Origin of the sequence: Slackia exigua ATCC 700122, from assembly GCF_000162875.1 — a bacterium.
Taxonomy (GTDB): domain Bacteria; phylum Actinomycetota; class Coriobacteriia; order Coriobacteriales; family Eggerthellaceae; genus Slackia; species Slackia exigua.
In genome coordinates, this window is record NZ_GG700630.1 from 1,033,206 (window position 1) to 1,052,092 (window position 18,887).

At 59.4% G+C, this 18,887-nt stretch carries 13 protein-coding genes; 9 read left to right on the plus strand and 4 right to left on the minus strand.

The window, feature by feature from the left end; genetic code table 11:
* Positions 1-89: 89 nt before the first annotated feature.
* Positions 90-1,061, minus strand: coding sequence for a helix-turn-helix domain-containing protein (locus HMPREF0762_RS04510; RefSeq protein ID WP_040619027.1), 972 nt, complete (start codon positions 1,059-1,061; stop codon positions 90-92).
* Positions 1,062-1,367: 306 nt separating this feature from the next.
* Between HMPREF0762_RS04510 and ptcA the strand changes: the two genes are divergently transcribed.
* From ptcA to HMPREF0762_RS04535, 5 genes are all read left to right on the plus strand, one after another.
* Complete coding sequence (ptcA, locus tag HMPREF0762_RS04515; RefSeq protein ID WP_006362292.1) at positions 1,368-2,420, plus strand: putrescine carbamoyltransferase; 1,053 nt, start codon at positions 1,368-1,370, stop codon at positions 2,418-2,420.
* A gap of 72 nt (positions 2,421-2,492) precedes the next feature.
* The gene (locus HMPREF0762_RS04520) at positions 2,493-3,944 is read left to right on the plus strand and encodes a Na+/H+ antiporter NhaC family protein (RefSeq protein WP_115314214.1); all 1,452 of its coding nucleotides are present in this window, start codon (positions 2,493-2,495) and stop codon (positions 3,942-3,944) included.
* A gap of 87 nt (positions 3,945-4,031) precedes the next feature.
* Entirely contained in the window at positions 4,032-4,991 is a 960-nt protein-coding gene (gene arcC / locus HMPREF0762_RS04525; protein WP_006362294.1) for a carbamate kinase, read from the plus strand.
* A 40-nt stretch (positions 4,992-5,031) separates the two neighbouring features.
* A complete protein-coding gene (locus HMPREF0762_RS04530) occupies positions 5,032-6,282 on the plus strand; it encodes an MFS transporter (protein ID WP_040619030.1) in 1,251 nt (416 codons plus the stop codon).
* 612 nt (positions 6,283-6,894) lie between these two features.
* On the plus strand, positions 6,895-8,160 hold the full coding sequence (locus HMPREF0762_RS04535) for a Fic family protein (protein WP_245935497.1): 1,266 nt from the start codon (positions 6,895-6,897) through the stop codon (positions 8,158-8,160).
* 142 nt (positions 8,161-8,302) lie between these two features.
* Here HMPREF0762_RS04535 and HMPREF0762_RS04540 read toward each other — a convergent pair whose 3' ends face one another.
* Positions 8,303-12,478 carry a Cna B-type domain-containing protein gene (locus tag HMPREF0762_RS04540; RefSeq protein WP_006362299.1) on the minus strand — a complete coding sequence of 1,392 codons (4,176 nt, stop codon included), beginning with the start codon at positions 12,476-12,478 and terminating at the stop codon, positions 8,303-8,305.
* Between the two features lie 322 nt (positions 12,479-12,800).
* Here HMPREF0762_RS04540 and HMPREF0762_RS04545 point away from each other — a divergent pair, with 322 nt between their 5' ends.
* Positions 12,801-14,306, plus strand: a complete 1,506-nt coding sequence (locus HMPREF0762_RS04545; RefSeq protein ID WP_050759676.1) for a helix-turn-helix transcriptional regulator — start codon at positions 12,801-12,803, stop codon at positions 14,304-14,306.
* Positions 14,307-14,475: 169 nt separating this feature from the next.
* Positions 14,476-16,167, plus strand: a complete 1,692-nt coding sequence (locus tag HMPREF0762_RS04550; protein WP_006362302.1) for an FAD-dependent oxidoreductase — start codon at positions 14,476-14,478, stop codon at positions 16,165-16,167.
* A gap of 138 nt (positions 16,168-16,305) precedes the next feature.
* Here the strand turns inward: HMPREF0762_RS04550 and HMPREF0762_RS04555 are convergent, their stop codons facing one another.
* Positions 16,306-16,872, minus strand: a complete 567-nt coding sequence (locus tag HMPREF0762_RS04555; protein ID WP_040619270.1) for a hypothetical protein — start codon at positions 16,870-16,872, stop codon at positions 16,306-16,308.
* An 82-nt stretch (positions 16,873-16,954) separates the two neighbouring features.
* The gene (locus HMPREF0762_RS09100) at positions 16,955-17,353 is read right to left on the minus strand and encodes a hypothetical protein (protein WP_006362304.1); all 399 of its coding nucleotides are present in this window, start codon (positions 17,351-17,353) and stop codon (positions 16,955-16,957) included.
* 217 nt (positions 17,354-17,570) lie between these two features.
* Here HMPREF0762_RS09100 and HMPREF0762_RS04565 point away from each other — a divergent pair, with 217 nt between their 5' ends.
* Together HMPREF0762_RS04565 and HMPREF0762_RS09505 are read left to right on the plus strand one after the other, a co-directional pair.
* Positions 17,571-18,077: an EXLDI protein gene (locus HMPREF0762_RS04565; RefSeq protein ID WP_174222054.1), complete on the plus strand. Its 507-nt coding sequence runs from the start codon at positions 17,571-17,573 to the stop codon at positions 18,075-18,077.
* Positions 18,078-18,432: 355 nt separating this feature from the next.
* Complete coding sequence (locus HMPREF0762_RS09505; protein ID WP_006362307.1) at positions 18,433-18,834, plus strand: hypothetical protein; 402 nt, start codon at positions 18,433-18,435, stop codon at positions 18,832-18,834.
* Positions 18,835-18,887 lie beyond the last annotated feature (53 nt).

The following is an 18,887-nucleotide window of genomic DNA, read 5'->3' on the forward strand; positions in this document are numbered from 1 at the left end:
TGAATTCCTCCTGAAAGAAGCCATTACGGCCGTATGCATCGAAAAAGACAGCATATCGTCCTTCCAGTCTATGCGAACTCGGTCTCTCGTCACTTGCCCCAGAATTTCTGCAGCAGCTCTTGGCGCGTGGCCACGCCCGCCTTCTTGAATATGTTGTGGGTATGCGACTTCACGGTCCCCAGCACCAAGTTCAAATCGCTCGCGATGTTCTGATTGTCCTTGCCGTCTATGATGCCCCGCAGCACATCGCGCTCCCGCGCCGTAAGGCCGTACTTTTCGCTAAACAGCGACATCGATAGGGCTACATAGCGTTCTTGATTGTCCGCCCGAGGTGTAGGAGGTTCGACGTGCCGGAGCTTCAGCGCATCCGCGGCATGGCGCACCGCTATTACACCAAGGGTTATGACCAGGAGATTCTCTGAGAAATTGCGCTCCGAGATATAGAGGGGTAACATGGAATCCAGCGTCGCTTGCGAGGGATGCCATATGAGTATGACGAAGGTGTTTTCAGCAATGATGCAGCAGATGATCATCGCGACCATGGCGATGAATCTCTTCTGGCGCAGGACGAGCGCCTTTTCCACGCTGGATTTGCGATTGGAAAGAGAAACGAAGAGGAGAAAAAGGAGACACCAGGCCAAAAACGCCTCACGTGCGCTATAGAACAGCCATTGCTTGATCGGACCTTCTGGTAGCGCCGCTGCAATGAGGAGGTCCCCGATCAGAAACGCCACGCCCGGCCCGATCTTGAGCGTCACGCTTTTCTCGTCGAGATATTCGCATATGGAAAGCCAACACGACTCCAGCATGCCGGCGGCCAGAAGGGCTTTATAGTAGGGAAATTGAATGCCATAGAGCTGTTCGAGGGTAATGGGCGCCCCATGACTGAGATTCTCCATCTGGAAAATAGAGGCCAGGTCGAAAAAATACAGGAAGAAGCCGCTGGCAGCGAACATGTAGGTGCGATTTCGGGTGAGCAGGTACGCACCGAATGAAGCTGCGCTGGATACGGCACAGATGAACATCACTGCCATCGTATAGGTTGAAAACGTCGCTTCCACCTATGCCTCTTTTTCGCCGAGCGGACAATTATCCCCCGAGCTATGATTCCGACCTTCGCCCAACCCCAGACTACCATCCAGAAAAGTTCAACACGGTTTAATTGGGTTTAGACGCACGATGAGCCGGCAACGATCAGAGCATCATGAACTGGACGTACATGTTCTCGCTATCCATAAACCCATTCGTCTGGCAGGCAAACCTATTCCTGGCTTTCCAAACCCGAGGACCTGAAAGCATAGTGGAGTTCGTCAGAGGCGCCGCATGGGCGGCTCCGCACTTGCAGATCTTCGACGAAGGAGGAAAGCATGGCTTGCAAAGACTACATCGATACGAACGATTTCACGAAAGAAGAGCTTCTTGAGATGATCGAGCTCGCACGTGCGATGAAAGCCATGATCAAGGATGGAGGCGCGTATCCGCAGCTCTTGAAGAACAAGAGCTTGGGAATGATCTTCCAGCAGGTTTCCACCCGCACCCGCATTTCCTTCGAAACGGCCATGACCGATTTGGGCGGACATGCGCAGTTCTTCGGGCCGGGGACCATCCAACTGGGCGGCCATGAAACCATCGAGGACTCCGCCCGCGTCATGGGCAGCTTGCTCGACGTCATGATGGCTCGCGTCGATCGCCATAAGGACATCGTCAATCTCGCGAAATACAGTAGCGTCCCCGTTATCAACGGGATGTCGGAATACAACCATCCCACCCAGGAGCTCGGCGACCTGCTTACGATGATCGAAAACCTGCCCGAGGGAAAGAAACTCGAGGATTGCAAGGTCGCGTTCGTCGGGGATGCAACCCAAGTCTGCGTTTCGCTGATGTTCATCTGCTCCATCATGGGCATGGACTTCGTCCATTTCGGACCTAAAGGTCATCAGGTATCCGACGGCGGCCTGCAGGTCGATACCGATATCGATCTGGTCGCCATCGCTCAGAAGAACTGCGAAACCTCCGGCGGCACCGTGACCGTCTCCGACGACCTCGCGTCCATCAAGGGCGCCGACTTCATCTATACCGACGTATGGTACGGCCTCTACGACGACGAAGAAGGCACCAGCAGCTACATGGATATCTTCTATCCTAAATACCAGGTCACCATGGATATGATGAACTTCGCATCCCCGACCTCCAAATTCATGCATTGCCTTCCCGCAACCCGCGGCGAAGAAGTCGTGGACGAGGTCATGGACGATCCCGAACGCAGCCTGTGCTGGATCGAGGCCGAGAATCGCAAGCATTCCATCCGCGCCATCCTCGTCTATCTAGTCAAACAGGCCGAAGCTCAGAAAAAGGCCGCGAATCCGGCCATCGCCATCGATGCTGAAGCCCGCATCAACAAGGTCCTTTCCAGGATCTAGGGCCGCGTTGCCCAACGCTTCCTCAGCACGCCGTGCCAGCCTTCCCTTTCCATCGCCATGAAGGATGCTTCCGTGAACGAAAGAACGATTAAGCCGATCAGATTCCGTCATGGCCTGCTCGCCCTGACGTTCTTGGCTGTCGCCATGGCGTTTTGCGTGGTCGGTTTGGGAACCGAACCTCAAATGCCTCTGGTCATCGGGTGTCTCCTTGCCGGCGGACTCGCCATGTATCTCGGATTCAAGTGGGACGATGTGTTGGAGTCCATGATGAAGGGCATCATGGACTCCATGGAAGCCGTGCTCATCCTGATGTGCATCGGCATGCTCGTCGCGTCATGGATTCAGTCCGGCACCGTTCCCACGCTTATCTACTACGGCCTTGCCGTCATCAGCCCCCAGCTCTTCCTGCCCGTGGCGTTTCTTGGCACGTTGCTCGTCGGCATCGTCCTGGGTTCCTGGGGCGCCGCAGGAACCATCGGCATAGCATTCATAGGCATCGCCGCAGCATTGGATATCCCGCTGGGCATGGCGGCAGGAGCCATCATCGCGGGCGCATACGTGAGCGAGATCGCTTCCCCCCTTACGGACGGACCGGTTCTCTGCGCCGCAGTGGCGGGAGTCGGCGTCTTCGACATGTGCAAGAGGTTTCTACCTATCGTCATCGGCGTATGCATGCTGAGCATTGCGTTGTACTTCGGCATCGGCCATCTGGCAGATGCGACCGAAGCATCGGCGGCGGCAAGCACCGCCGGTCTGATGGGCGAGCTGTCTTCTGCCTACTCGATCGGACCTCTCACGTTGGTTCCGCTGATCGTGATGATCATATGCATCGCAGTTCAGGTGCCCGCCATCCCGGCATTTCTGCTGGGTGCCGCCCTCGGCCTGATCGAAGCGGTGTTCTTGCAGGGCGCCGACTTCGGCGTCGCGCTCGAATCCTGCAGCGCCGGCGTGACGAGCACTACCGGCTCCGCCATCATCGACGAACTGTTCAGCACAGGCGGCATTGCGGAGATGCTCCCGACGATCACTATCGTCATCTTGGTCATGGCATTCGTAGGTCTCATGCAGCATACAGGTCTGATGGATTCCCTCATCGAACCCATTGCATCGAAGCTGCAAGGCTATGCGTCGCTCCTCGCGGGCACGGTCGCAAGCGGCGCTCTGTTCAATATCGTCATGCCCGATCAATATCCCGCAATCGCCATGTCATGCAAGATGTACGGCGATGCGTTCGAGAAGCACGGCACGCCCGGCGAAGTATGGAGCAACATCTGCAATTCCGCGTCGGGCATCACGTCGGTGCTTGTGCCTTGGAATACGTGCTCGATCTACATGGTCACCATCCTGGGCGTGCCCTGTCTGAAATACCTGCCGTTCGCATTCTTCTGCTACCTGTACCCCATCGCGGTCATCGTACTGGGAATCTTGTTCAGCAGACAGCTCGGCTGGAAATGCATGCCTCGAGGAACGGAGAGCGTGCAGCGAAGCGACGCAGACAACGTCGCTGAAACGACGCAGGCATGATCATGGGGAACCGATGCGCAGGGATGCAATGCCTCGGATCCTTGCAATCGGTCCAAGCCGCCCCCCCTCACGAAAGGAGCGTTCGAAATGACCGATTCGAAAATCCTGACCAAGGTCGTGATTGCTCTCGGTGGTAACGCTTTGCAATCCAAGGGAAGCGACGGAACCGCCGAAGCCCAGCTTGAGGTTGTGAAAGATACCTGCAGGCTTCTTGCCGAGCTATCTGCCGAGGGTTATGAAATGGCCATAGTGCATGGAAACGGCCCCCAGGTAGGACGCATCCTGCTTTCAAGCGAAACGGCCAAGGACGTGGTTCCGCCCATGCCTCTCGACGTATGCGGCGCCATGAGCCAAGGCTATATCGGCTATCACGTGCAGCAGTCGCTCAAGCACGAGCTTGCTAAACGGGAGCTCGACTACCCCGTGGTCACGATAGCCACGCAAACCATTGTAGATGGGGAAGACCCTTCCTTTAAAGATCCCACAAAGCCAATCGGCCCCTTCTACGCCGAAGAGGAAGCTCGCAGCCTCGAAGAGGAACGCGGCTACGCAATGCGCGAGGACAAGGCGCGCGGCGGGTGGCGTCGCGTCGTGGCAAGCCCGAAGCCGCAGAAAATCGTTGAAATCGATGCCATCAGGCAGCTTTGGAATTCCTCGATCGTGATCTGCGCGGGAGGCGGCGGCATCCCCGTGATCGAACATGCCGACGGCGCGCTGGAAGGCGCCGCGGCCGTCATCGACAAGGACTTCGGCGCCGAGCTCCTGGCTGAAAACGTGAACGCCGACGTGCTGCTCATCCTCACCGAAGTAGAGAAGGTCGCCCTTGATTTCGGCACGCCCGAGCAGCGCGATCTCGATTGCCTGACGTTGGCCGAGGCAGCAAGATATTGCAAGGAAGGCCAGTTCGGCAAGGGGAACATGCAGCCCAAGGTAGAAGCGTGCATGAAATTCGTACGCTCCTATCCCGGCAAACGCGCCATCATCACGAGCCTTTCGAAGGCCGAGGAGGCGCTCGCCGGAAAAACGGGAACCCTGTTCACGTACTAGATCCTCTGCATTCCGGCCCTCTAGAAAAGAGGCGATTCGCATGGGCGAACCATCAACCAAACAAAGAATCTATCCCTGGCTCGTCGTGCTGGGTTGCGGCATGTGGGTGTCCGGTTCGATCGGGTTCCTCACGATCGTATCCGGTAACTTCTACGTACCTGTAAGCCAGGACTTGGGAGTGACCGAATCCGATTTGGGATTCTACATGACCTTGGTGAGCATCGGCCAAGCCATCAGCTTCCCTATAGCGGGACGCACGATACCCAGAATGAACATACCCGTGCATATGACGATAATCTGCGCAATCGAGGCCATTGCCGCCATTGCCATGTCGACCTACGGCAGCGTGCATATGTGGTATGTATCCGGCCTGGTCATCGGCTTTTGCATGGGATTCAATACATCCATCGGCGTTGCTATCGTGCTGACGAACTGGTTCGCTAAGAAGACAGGGTTCGCCATCGGCATGGCATGGGCTATCGGCTCGCTTGCCAACGCCATCATGAGCCCTCTCATCGCACAAGTCATCATCAATGCCGGATGGCGCGTCGGATACGTGGTCCTCGGCGCGGCCAGCCTCGTGCTGATGTGCAGCGCATCCCTGTTCATCATTCGCTTGAAACCTGAAATCCTAGGTCTGCTCCCTTACGGTTACGAGAAAGAGCGGGAAGGGGCACATGTAGAAGATCCCACTGACGGCGTGGCTTTCCGCGATGCGATCAAATCGCCTGCCTTCATCCTGCTGCTCGTGGCCATGACGTTGATCACTACGACCACTATCACGAACCAGCTGTTCACCAGCTACAGCGAATCGGTAGGCTACGGCGCTGCATTCGGCAGCCTCATGGTGACCGTCGCCATGCTCTCCGATATCGCATGGAACCCGCTCATTGGCTTTACCTGCGACAAATTCGGGGCGGACAAGGGCGTTATCCTCTGGTGCGCCGTCACCATCCTGTCCTTCGTCTGCCTAGGCATCGGTGCATCGATGCCGGCCTTCGCCTTCGTCGGAGCAAGCTTGAACGACACAATGTATGCATGCTACGGCACAGGTATAGCCATGCTGACCGCATTCCTGTTCGGAAGCAAAGACTATGCAAAGATCTACTCGCTGGTGCCGGCTATCGGATACGCGCTCGGGTGCATGGGCGTGCCGATATTGACCAGCATTTATCAAGCGACTGGCGGCTACAACAGCGTATGGCTGTTCTGCGCGGCCTGCGACGCGGTCATCGCGCTCTGCGTCATACTCGCCGCACGCAATTCGAAGAAGCTGCCGCGATCGGAGTAGATGGGACGCGGAGCAGAAGGGATGCGCTTGATCCAAGCGCAGGCGGCGCTCACGCGCCGTTCGTATGCGACTCCAAGGACGGTTTCGGTATCGAACCGAGACCGTCCTTGTTCGCTCATATCCGTTCTTGTCCGCATATGTGGAGACGTCCATGCGTGCGTAAGAGCCGGGCAATCTGATAAGCGGACGTGACGCCGATTTAACGGAAGCCAGCCAGGCTGCGCAGTCGTTGCTTTCTGAATACCGCAGCTACATGAATGCACACGGAAAGACACTCGTCCTGTCGCGGCGAAAACGTTTGAGAAGCATGGCGACTACTACGCGATGAGCGGCTCTACAAGCATCCGCGAAGGCGGCTATTTCGCCATCGGCGGAAAGAAATAGCATTCAGCCTTTTGCCGCCGAGCGTGCAACGCTGCATGATTTATGTTCGATGCGAAGCCGCCACGCACGCGACGAAACTATCGCCGCCGGCATGACCGGCAACGAACGAGATTGCCGAATACTCTCTTTCGCGGTTTTGTATAAACAAATCCATGAATTACTTCATTTACTTATAATAAATACGATTTAATATAAATTAAAAAGCACCCATGGCAATTGGAGGCTCAGTTGGAATACAGGGAGCTCTCGAAACTTTACCATGCAAATGCATCCACGAGCAGAGATTCCGATCTTTTGGCCGAACTGCATGTGAGGCTGCATTCCGAATCAACATTCCGAACGGGCTATATCGCAGGAAATGATGAATTGTTCCTTGCTATGCCGCGAGAAATTACCCTGCTCAGCGAAAAGATACTGCGCACAGAGCGGAAGGTCTCCTTGCGCATGCAAAACATGCCAGGAATCGCAGGAGGCGCTATTCTGCGCGGGCTCGTCCTTGACGAGATCGTATCGTCAAACGAAATCGAAGGGGTGCGCAGCACGAAGCGTGAAATAAAAGACGCGCTGAATGCGATGGGTTCGGAGGATTCGGCGCAGAAACGATTCAAAGAGCTCACAATGCTCTACATGAGCATCCTCGACCAGACGGCGAAGCTGCCGGAAGAGCCTGCGGACATTCGCGCAATATACGACCAGGTCATGAATGGAGAGCTGTCTCGCAACGACACTCCGGATGGAACGCTGTTCCGCGCTCATGGCGTTGACATCTACAACAGGGTAAAAGTCGTGCACAAAGGCCTTGAGCCTGAGAAGAAGATATACGAGGCTATGGCGGCCATGCTTGAAATCGCGCAGTCGGAAGAGATTCCTGCACTTTACGGCGCTATCGTCTCGCACTATCTGTTCGAGTACGCGCATCCGTTCTATGATGGAAACGGGCGGACGGGAAGGTATCTCCTTGCGCTCTACCTGAGCATACCTTTATCCATGGCAACATCCCTGTCATTGTCCAGAACGATAGCCGAACATAAAGACGTCTACTACAACGCATTCTCCATCGTTCAAGACCCTTTGAACCACGGCGAACTGACCCATTTCACGTATCAGCTGCTCGGGCTTATAAGCGACGCTCAAATCGACATACTAAACAGACTCGAAACCGCCCAACGGTCCTATGGCCGATTGACGGAAGCACTGGACCGCATCAACAGCGACTTGAAGCTCAATGCGAAGAAATCGTCGGCGGTCTTCATGCTCATGCAATATGAAACATTCGGATTCCTAGGCGACGCACCTCTTGCCGAAATAGCCCGACATCTTGATATAGGGCAGCAGATGACTAGGAAATATTTGTCTGATTTGGAAAAAATCGGCGTTGTCTGCAGGGCACGCAGACGAAACCCCGTAACGTTCATGCTGACCGAAAGCTTCAAGCAGGAATACGGCATCAAAGTTCCTGAGTGGCGTATTCCCGCTGACCAACACCTTGCATGAAAGATATGGGAAGACGCGCCGTCGATATAGGTCGTCGGCGCGTCTTCTTGATGCGATATGTTGAGTTCCGACCCATGTCCCTGCAGAATCCTATGAAACCGTAAGGGCTGATGGGCTCTTTCTTCAGACGCAAAGCGTCCTGTTACGACATCCTACGACGTGCAATGAGAACTACGGAGCCGGCAGCGAGCGCGGTAAGCAGAGCAGCTAGAGGAGCCGCCACACCGTCGCCTGTCTTCGGCAGAGAGCCGGACGATTCCGTCTTACCCTTGGTCGTATCGGTTGTTCCGCCGCCGGGGGCGGGGGCCTCGGGCCTCTCGTCCTTGGTGTTGGTGACGGTGAAGCCGCCCTTGGCATCGCCGGTGACCTTAGAGGAGTAGCCCTCCACGGCGTCCTCGGCCACGGTGTAGGCAATCCTCTTGCCGCCCTCGAAGGCAGGCAGGTTGTCGAAGGAGCCCTTCCAGCCGTTGCCGGCGTTGAGCTTCAATGCCTTGCCCGCGTCCTTGCCGTCGGCGAGCAGGCGGACGGTCACCTCGCCGCCCTCGCCGCCGACCCACCTCTTCGCGACGGGGACGTCGACGGTCTCGGGCTCATGGGCGTTGGTCAGCGTGTAGCCCGTTACCGCGTCGCCGGCCACCGAGGCCTCGTAGCCCTTGGGGACCGAAACCTCCTTGACCTCGTAGACCACGTCCTTGCCGGCCTCCTTCATGAACAGGCCGGTCCAGGTGTGGGTCCAGCCGTTGGCCTCGGAGAGCTCGACGGGGTCGCCCAGGGGCCTGCCGTCCGCGTAGAGCTGGGCCTTCACGCTCGCGGGGCGTATCCCGTCCTGGTTGTTCGCGTCGGCCCACGCCTTGGTCACGGTGACCGAGGTCTTGCCGGGCGTGCAGGAGTTGGTTATATCCGTGCCGTCGACGGCGGTCGCGTAGTTCGGGACCGCCTCCTCGGTCACGGTGTAGGCGTACTCGTGGCCGTCGGCGGGATCGTACTTGGGAAGGCCCGTGAAGGCATAGGCCCACGCGCCCGAGGCGTCGGGCGTCACGGTCCTGGAGTCGGCCTTCGCGCCGTCGCGCATGAGGTTCACCGTGATCGAGGCGGGGCGCACGCCGTCGCGGTCGCTATCGTCTTCCCAGGACTTGGTCCCGGAGACGTCCACGGTCTCCTTGTTCGTGTTGGTGACGGTGAAGCCGGAGGTCGCGTCGCCCTCGACGGAGCCGTCGTAGTTCGGCACCGGGTATTCCTTGACGGTGTAGGCGATCTCGCGGCCGTGGTCGTACTTGGGCAAGCCCGAGAACGCGCCCGACCAGTTGCTATCGGCGTCGAGCTTGAGCTCCTTGCCCGTGTCTTTGCCGTCGGCGAGCAGGCGCACGGTCACCTCGGAGCCCGCGGGCCCGACCCATTTCTTCACGACGGGGACGTCGACGGTCGCGGGCGTATGCGTGTTCGTGACCGTGTAGCCCGCCGTCGCGTCGCCGGCCACGGCGACGTCGTAGCCGCTCGGCACGCCGGCCTCCTTGACGGTGTAGGCGATGTCCTTGCCGGCCTCCTTCAGGTTCAGGCCGGTCCAGGTGTGGGTCCAGCCGTTGGCGGCGTTCAGGGTGACCGGGGCGCCGAGCTCATGGCCGTTCGCGTAGAGCTGCACGTCGATCGAGGTGGGACGGACGCCGTCCCGGTCGCCGTCGTCGGCCCACGCCTTGGTGACGGTGACCGAGGTCTTGCCCGGCGTGTAGGAGTTGACGATGTCGGTTCCGTTCACGGAGGTCGCATACCCAGGGACCGCCTCCTCGGTCACGGTGTAGGCGTACTCGTGGCCGTCCGCGGCGTACTTGGGAAGGCCGGTGAACGAGTAGGCCCACGCGCCGGAGGCGTCGGGCGTCACCGTCCTGGAGTCGGCCTTCGCGCCGTCGCGCATCAGGTTCACCGTGATCGAGGCGGGGCGGACCCCGTCGCGGTCGCTATCGTCGTCCCAGGACTTCGTGCCGGAGACGTCCACGGTCTCCTTGTTCGTGTTGGTGATGGTGAAGCCGCTCGCCGCGTCGCCCTCGACGGCGGTGCCGTACTTGGAGCCGTCGACGCCCGACACCTCGGCCTCGGTCACCGTGTAGGCGATCTCGGAGCCGTCGGCGCCGTACTTGGGAAGGCCGTCGAAGGAGCCCTTCCAGCCGTTGCCCTCGTCGAGCTTGAGCGATTTGCCGGTATCGGCGCCGTCGGCGAGCAGCCTGACCGTGACCTCGGAGCCCTTGGGCCCGACCCAGTTCTTCTCGACCGGGACCTTCACGGTCTCGGTGTTCGTGTTGGTGATGGTGAAGCCGGAGGCCGCGTCGCCCGTAACGTCGCCGTCGTAGTTCGGCACCGGGTATTCCTTCACGGTGTAGGCGATCTCGCGGCCGTGGTCGTGCTTGGGCAGGCCCGAGAACGCGCCCGACCAGTTGTTATCGGCGTCGAGCTTGAGCTCCTTGCCGGTGTCTTTGCCGTCGGCGAGCAGACGCACGGTCACCTCGGAGCCCACGGGCCCGACCCATTTCTTCACGACGGGGACGTCGACGGTCGCGGGCGTATGCGTGTTCGTGACCGTGTAGCCCGCCGTCGCGTCGCCGGCCACGGCTGAGATATACCCGAGCGGAACTGGATCTTCCTCTACCGTATAGGCGATATCGTTGCCCGATGCATCCTTCTGGTCAAGACCCGTGAAGGAACCCTTCCACGAACCGGCCGAATCGAGCGTCACTATCTTGCTAGTGGGCGCACCGTCAGCGAACAGCCTGATCTTGACCGAGGAGGGGCGGATCCCGTCTTGATCGCCGTTATCGTTCCATGTCTTCTCGACCGCAACGTCGACTGTGGACGGAGCGACCTTGTCGACGAACGTCTTCGTCACGCTTTTGGTCGTGAGAGGAAAGTCGGTGTCGATGACCGCTTGGTCGTCAGCCGCAAGATACCCCGATGGCGGAGTGGTCTCTTTAATGACGTAGCTATCGCGCAGAAGGCCTGACAGGCTCGCCTCGCCGGAAGCGTTCGTGGTCACCTGGCCGACAACCATGCCGGTGCGGGTGCGAACGATATCGAACACCGCACCGGCAAGAGGAGCGCCCATCTCGTCGGTCTTCTTGATATTGATCGTGTAGTTATATCCTTCTCCGATGCCGCCAGCAGTCGGCAGAAGATAGTAGGCCTTGCTTTCCTTGCTTACGCCGTTGTCGGTAAGAGTCCCTTTGTTCTCGAACTTCTCGCCAGGAAGAGGCGTGTAGGAGATCTTGGTCTGGAATCGCACCAGCAACCCCTTGGAAGCGGGGATATGACCCAATCCGAGCTTGAATGTCGTGCCGGTGGAAATGAACTGAGGGAGATACTGGCTGGTGACGTTGGTCTGACCGACGAGTTTATAGCTCGTGCCTTGAAGCTGCCAGGTTCCTTCGAACACTTCGAGCGTACCGGGAATGATAGACACGCCGGGAGTCAGGAGCGTGTCGTCGAGCACGGCATCCGTATATTCCTTGCCGTCCTGATTGATTTTGATCTGCCAGACGCCCTTGGTGGTATCGAAGGCGTTCGCCCAGCCAGACTTGATGATGGGCAAGGCCGTTTCAATATGCACCGTGTAGTTGACGGAACCGGCCGGAACCGTTTCGCCGCTTACCACAGGATTCACCGGAAGAACGCCGGAGTGGGTGTGAACGTCATTATCGATCTGAGCATTCACCGAGAAGTCGCCCGAGATGTCGGACTTGTCTTCCGCATAGCTCGTGTAGGTGAGGATGTACTTCGTGTTGGTGGGATCGGTCTTGCCTCTGGCGATGATGTTGTCGCCGTCTTTGATCACGAAGTCGGTCGGAGCAGCGCTCCTGAACCCGGCCGGCAGCTCTATAGTGGTGGTATCCCCCTCATGCACCGTGTGGTTGGGAAGAACGTAGTGGAAGTGGATCTTGAACGCCTGCCAAGGACCGACGTTCACCGGCGTGGTGCCGGTGGAGGTAGTCACGTGGGCATTCGTGACGACATTCGGAAGCTCGACGCCAGGAGACCTCAGGGACGCGACTTGGGCGATATCCGAGATCATAGAATCGGCGGCATCCGCCTGACCAGCGGCTTCGCCAGCCGCCTCGTCTTCGTCTGCAAGCTGCCCATCCTCATCGGCAGGCGCTTCAAGACCGGCATGTTCCTGATCGTCCGCATCGTTTTCCTCGGGAGAGTTCAGACCCTCCGCCGCCTTTGCAGACGTCATGTCGTCGCTATCCTGCGCGAAGGCCTGCAGAGCCCCCGTCGGCATGCAGATGCTGAACGCCAGCATCGCAGCCATGAGATAGCATAGGTTCCTCTTCATGCGTTTTCCTCCTACCCTTGCAAGTCCTGGAATCCACCGAAGGCGCATTCGTACGGCGGTCAATCCGCCGTTGCCCTTCTTTACACGTCAAGTCACGCGATTTCGACCGTACAGTCTACAGGATAATACACTAAAAACGCTGGAAAATGCCCGTAAATGCGGGTTTTGCCGGATGAGGGAACGATTCGGGGCGATATGCAGCTCGAACCCTTCCCTGCGCAACGAGCGGTAGGGATCGTCGGCTAGAATGGGCATCGCCTTGAAAACGACTGCACCATGAGCGATCCTCAAGCGCATCTCGATCCGAATCCAGAGGGAGACCATGACAGACCAGGGAAGCAACATACCCGTCCATACGGTGAAAACTGCCTTTGGATCTTCGCTGGGATACGGAATCGTATGCGGTCTGATGTTCCCCTTGATGGTTTCCAGCACGTTCCTGCAGGAGATGAGCCTGGCCCACGGCGCGGGCCATTCATTCGGCGCTCTGTTCTTCGCCATGTATATCCTGACCATGATCCTGACGGCGCTCGACTGCCTCTTCCGTCGGAAGCAGATGCGCCAAGCGCGCATGCGGTCCGCCTTCGCGTGCGTATTCATCGGGAACGTCCTGCTGCTGTTCCATAATCTGGGATTCATCGATAACGGCTGGATCTACGCCATCGCATCGGCAAGCTGCATCGGATACGGCCTTGCCACGGCCGAGCTCGGCTGGATCGCCCGCATAGCCATGCAGCAGGAAGATGCCGAAGGAAGCTTCTCCATTCTTAGCATCGTGCCGGCGGCTTTTCTGATAGGCGGTTTGATGACGGCCTTCATCTTCTGGGCGGAATGGCCCTTCGAGCTGATCTTCGCCCTCGTCTCGACCGTCATAGCGGCTGCGCCCCTTATAAAGGCCCAACCTCTAGAAAAGGAGAGGCGACGCATCGGGATATCGAGCGCGGGGGCGACCGACTTCATGAAGGCCGTCTCGTACCTAGGGGTGTTCTCCTTCACGTTCGGAGCGGTCAGCCAAGTGGCGAACGTCACGGACGGCACGTCGCCTTCGATCGAATTCCAAGCCGTTGCCGGCATCGTCATAGCTGCGCTGGCCATGGCCGTCGTCGGGCATATCCGCCGCCACACCCCTTCCCTATCGAACCTGTACGGAATGCTGTTCCCGATCGTCGCGCTTTCGCTGATCGCCTTGCCGTTCACGGCATCGGCCGCGCGTGCCGTCGCGGTGACCCTCGTGTTCATCGCCTTCTATCTGTCCGGAATGAATGCGCGCGTCATCATCGTGCGCCTGAGCCAGCGCGACAATGTATCGCTGTGGGTGTACCTCAGCGTGGCCTTGGGCATAAGCGGCCTGCTCATCCTTGCGGGAGTGGCGTTCGGGGCCTTCGCGATCGACCGCGAAGATCCTGCCGTCGGTCTTGCCCTCATCTCGCTTATATCGCTTTTCATTCTTGCGTTGAACCCCATCCTGTCATCCTTCCTGGAGAGAAGCGGAAAGGGCGATACCCCTTTCGGTCACGCGAGCGCTTCCCATGATTCCGAGGCGCACGCCTCGCCGATGGGTCGGGCCGTCGCGGGCGCGCAAGAGCCCGAGGATGCTGTCCTCATCGCCGCATTCGCACACGAGCATTCGCTGACGACACGGGAGAGCGAGGTGCTCATGCTCTTGCGGCAAGGACGAACGCGCACCTACATTGCCGCGGAGCTGGGTCTCTCGCCCAACACCGTCAAGGGATACATCCATTCCCTCTATCAAAAATCCGAAGCGCGCGACAAGCAGGACCTGCTCGATCGCATCGAGCGGTATTCCGAAGAAAAACGCAGGTCGTAGCATACCCCTCCAAAAAGGAGGATGACCGTTCCTTTCAGCCCCAACCGCGGCGCGCGCCGTAAACAACCCACTTTGGTGCTAGCGAGCGAATCCCTTTCCAAACACACTGGCCATGACCCCGGGTCAAGGGAATCCGGAAATCGTCAGCAGAGGAAAGGGAGGATGCTTCATGAAACGCAGCATGGGAAAGAGGGTGCAAGGTCGCGCACCCGAAGGAACTCAAACGATCAAGGCGGCCGAATCCGTGCGTCAAGAACACGTCATACGTTCGGCCAACCTCGAAGAATCACGCGAGAAGATGACTCAGCAACGCGATTTCTCGCGTCGCACGTTCCTGCTCGGCCTAGGCGCGACGGCGGCGGTCGCAAGCTACGGGCTCGCAGGCTGTGCGCCGAAATCGGAAAGCGCCGCGCCAAGCGACGGCTTGCAGGGCGATGATTCCTCGCCAACAGCGAAGGGCGACGCCCCCGACACCGTTCAAGCGGTTGCCGAAACGCCTGCGAAGAACACCGAGACAAAATCCGCCGACCTCGTCGTCATCGGCAGCGGCATAGCAGGCATGAGCGCAGCCGTGGAAGCATCGCGCGCGGGCGCGACGGTTGTCGTGCTGGAAAAGACCGCCATCACCGGCGGCGACTCGTCTATCTGCAGCGGCAACTTCTACTGCTGCGAGTCCAAGACGCAGGACGAGCTCGGCTACACCGATTACGGCACGCCCGAGGATATCGCCCAGTTCTTCTTCGCGCAATCCGACGGCGATGCCAATATGGATATCTGCCGGCTGGTAGCCGAAAACGGCGGTGCCGCCCTGGACTGGCTCGTCGATATGGGCTGCGAATTCGATAAAAAGCCCGGCGACAACGTATCGGACCGATCCATGCTGTCGAAGACCGGCGGCAAAGGCATCGTCGATGTGCTCGTGTCCGAAGCGGAGAAGAACGGCACCGAGCTCATGATGGAGACCCGGGCCATCGGGCTGAAGACGGACGCAGGACGCGTAACCGGCGTCATCGCACGTCAAGGCACCACCGAATACGACATCTCGGCGCGATCCGTGGTGATCGCTTCCGGCGGATTCGACGGACAGGACTGGTCGAAGGAGCTCTACGCTCCCGGAGCCGTCGGCTGGCACACCTTCTCCAGCCCCGGCAACACCGGAGATGGAATAGAGCTCGCGAAGGAAGCCGACGCCCTCATCCTGTTGAAGGGCGGTCTCTCGCAGATCCATCTCGTCGGGAAGAAGCCGCTCGCCCTGAATGACGAAGTCTCGAAGCTGCGCATGATCAATACGGGAATCTTCGTGACGGATCTGGCGTATCGATGCGCCAATGAATCGATGACCAGCCAGTTCGACTACTTCATCCCCTTCGTCGAAAGCGGACGAAAGCAGTTCGCCATCATCTGCGACTCGAATCAGCCCGAAACGCGGCTCGAGCTTCTCAAGCAGGGCGTCGAGAAGGGCGTCGTCGACACAGCCGACACGATCGAGGAGCTGGCGGTTGCGGCCGGCTTGCCGAGCTATCCCCTCGCCAAGACCGTGGAGGCCTACAATGCGCTCTGCGATGCCGGGGAAGATACCGCATTCCATAAGAAGCCGGAGGATCTGCAGCGCGTCGAACAGGCGCCCTTCTTCGCCGTGCAGATCACGCCGAACACAAACGACTCCTTCGGCCAGCTTGCCATCAGCACGAAGGCCGAGGTTCTGAACGGGCAGCGCCAGCCTATCGCCGGCCTCTACGCCGCGGGGACGATCGCGAATGCCGAGCTGTTTTACCTGCGCTATGCGGTAAGCGGGGCGTCGCTTTGCATGGGCACCGTCACGGGACGCATCGCCGCGCAATCGGCGCTTGCGGAGGCCTGATGCGTGATCCGGCCTGATTCCGACTAACCGAATAGAAAGCTCGCCTCGCCAGCATTCCAGGGTATTGCATAGCCTGGAATGCCGGTTTTGCGCTGCTGAAGGTTCAAGGGGACAGGCGGGTCATGCTTGACAGCGACCTCACGGAGTCGCACGGCATTGGAACGAAGAGACCCAACCAGGCCGTAAGCAAAACCTGAAGAGCGAGGCGACGATGCAATAGTCTCGCAAAGCGACCAAGCTGCAATCCCGACCAGTTTTCGCAGGCCAGGGCTTTTGTTTGACCACCACGCTGTCCGCAACGACGACGCAGAGCCCGTCGCACCTGCGAGCTATAGGGAGGTTCTCCGGCTCGGCGGGCGCGTCCTGCCCCGGCACGGGGTACCAGCGCATGGAGAGGAGTAGCATGCCGCCCTCGCGCTCGGGAACGTCGAGGTTCAGGTAGTCGGCGGCGAGCGCGCGCCCGTCCTTGGTAAGGTAGCGAAAGACGCCCCTGCAGAACGTGTGGCTGGATATGGGCTTGAGCATCGCCTTGAGCTGATCCACCGAGAACGTGAGCGCGCCAGCACTTGTGCTCGGCGCTGCGCCTGGGCTCGAGAAGTCGTAGAGCGAGTCGAGGTCTACGTCGAAGGAGTCCGCCACTTTGTCCACGGCGGCGCGCTTTGCGTCGGGGTCAACGTCGGCGTAGATGTCCAAGGTGACCACCATTTTGACCACCAAAGTGACCACCAAATGACCACCAGACCGAAGATGGAGACATGGAAGTTAGAGATTTTGAAGAAGCGGGAGATTAGAAAAACAACAGGTCAGACGCATATCGGCTATGCTGTGGATTGGCAAGATTTGAGGTGAAACGGCCTCTGACTCGCTCATAACCCGCGTCGCGTCGAAACGGCCTCGAAAATGTGAAAAACCACTCGATTCCCCCACGGAAAACCCGTCCAGCAGAAGATGGCGACAGGCGGAGAAGCGCATAGGCGTCGCGGATGCCCATGGTCGCGATGCTCATGAGGGCCATGCCGGAGACCAGCGCGAGCGCAACCAGGCGCGCCACCATCACGCTCGCCGCGTTGCCGGGGTACGAGTACTTCAGCTCGGCCACGCCGTGCAGCTTGCTCGCATGCACGGTGGGAACGCCGACGAACGGTACGAACCATTCTGACGTCCTCTTTGTGCTCATCTCGGACATCGGCGTGGCCTGATCCCTGAAGTAGTCGGCCAGATCCCGGTCGTCGGTGTCGCCAATCCACTGTGAGAGCGGACGGGAAGGGGCAGTGTCGGAGCCTCCAGAACACCCGCGACAGCGGTAGCCCGCCGGGGCAGCCAGCAACCCGTGGGCCGGGGTTGACAAGCGCCACAAATATGTGCATAGTTATGACTATGTATAGTAGAAAGGAGCTATGACCATGCCCAGCAGAAACGTGTATGTCGCGGAAGATGACCTGAGCCTGTTCACCGAAGCCAGCGAGATCGCCGGCGGGCTGTCGGCGGCCGTCGCGGAGGCGCTCCGCGACTACGTGAAGAAGCATCGGCAGGCGGGCGAGGGCTACGAGGAGGTCGAGCTCGCGCTGCGCACCGACGGCGTGGACCACCGGGTCGCCTTCATGGGGCGGCGCCTAATCCACGTCAGGCGACCGGCCTCCGAGGGGACCCGCATCGACACCGTCTACCAGACCGCCAAGGGCCAGCTGGCCGTCGCCACCAAGACCCAGCGGAAGCTGCCCGACTGGACCGCAGGCCAGGAGGACCTCTGGTCCCACCCTGAGACGTGGGACCGCGACTTCTGGGTCGCGGGTGACAAGACGATGGTCGTGTACCCCGACGTCGAACACCTGCGCCAAGCCGACGGCGCCCTGGCCGAACGCGTCGAGTCGGCTCTCGCCATTCCTCCCCTCGAAGTCCTGGACGTCTGATCCGTCAAGGCCGCGACGCCGAGGTGCAGCACGCGGCCGATGCTGTGGACGTCGTCGTAGGGGCCGATGCGCATGCACTGGACGCATAGCCCCTCGTCAATAGACAGGAACTCCACCCTGGAAAAGTCCATCCCCTTCTTCCGCGCCGCTTCTGAGACGGCCCAGTCGAAATCTTCCACCGACACGAAGCCGGGCAGGCGAATCGCGGAGATGAACCTGAAGTCCTCCTTGCGCGCGTAATCCACGCCCACCACGCCGTCCTGCCACCAGAAGCCCTCGAGTGGCGGTATGACGAAATCGAAGTAGCCGTCAATTCGGCGATCGCCCTTCCGCCGTCGAGGATCAGGAACCGGTCGTGGAAGGCGATCGTGCGCTCTACCTCCAGCCGCGGGTACTGCGCGTTGAAGGCGGCCACATCCTGCTCGGTGAGTCGCGTGCTCGGGTGCGTCCAGATGGTGGCCGCGACGCCTATGCGCTTCTTCGCCAGGATGTTGAGCGTGCCCGTGTCGACGTAGCCGTCGATGAGGACGATCTCGCGCTCGGCGCGCTTGACCAACGAGACCAGCAGCTCGAAGGCGGCCCAGGTCTACCCGTCGAAGAAGACCTTCTGCTTCGGGGCTTCGTGGGCCTCTATGCGCTTTTCGAGTGCGTGCGCACCGTGTTGTCGGTCATGAATAAGCGCTCGGCGATGGTTTTCTTGCTACGGCCGCGAGCTATCAGCACAGCGATTTACGCTCCCCTCTCGGTCAAGCCGTAGTCTGTCCGAAAGATGCGGGCGAGCGCTTCGCCAACGAGACGGCCCTGGTGTAA

What these genes read in the sequence shown, in the direction of transcription:
- ptcA (WP_006362292.1), top strand. Translation starts at nt 1,368, where the DNA reads ATGGCTTGCAAAGACTACATCGATACGAACGATTTCACGAAAGAAGAG.
- arcC (WP_006362294.1), top strand. Translation starts at nt 4,032, where the DNA reads ATGACCGATTCGAAAATCCTGACCAAGGTCGTGATTGCTCTCGGTGGT.
- HMPREF0762_RS04530 (WP_040619030.1), top strand. Translation starts at nt 5,032, where the DNA reads ATGGGCGAACCATCAACCAAACAAAGAATCTATCCCTGGCTCGTCGTG.
- HMPREF0762_RS04540 (WP_006362299.1), bottom strand. Translation starts at nt 12,478, where the DNA reads ATGAAGAGGAACCTATGCTATCTCATGGCTGCGATGCTGGCGTTCAGC.
- HMPREF0762_RS04545 (WP_050759676.1), top strand. Translation starts at nt 12,801, where the DNA reads ATGACAGACCAGGGAAGCAACATACCCGTCCATACGGTGAAAACTGCC.
- HMPREF0762_RS04550 (WP_006362302.1), top strand. Translation starts at nt 14,476, where the DNA reads ATGAAACGCAGCATGGGAAAGAGGGTGCAAGGTCGCGCACCCGAAGGA.
- HMPREF0762_RS04555 (WP_040619270.1), bottom strand. Translation starts at nt 16,872, where the DNA reads ATGGTGGTCACCTTGGACATCTACGCCGACGTTGACCCCGACGCAAAG.
- HMPREF0762_RS09100 (WP_006362304.1), bottom strand. Translation starts at nt 17,353, where the DNA reads ATGTCCGAGATGAGCACAAAGAGGACGTCAGAATGGTTCGTACCGTTC.
- HMPREF0762_RS04565 (WP_174222054.1), top strand. Translation starts at nt 17,571, where the DNA reads ATGCCCAGCAGAAACGTGTATGTCGCGGAAGATGACCTGAGCCTGTTC.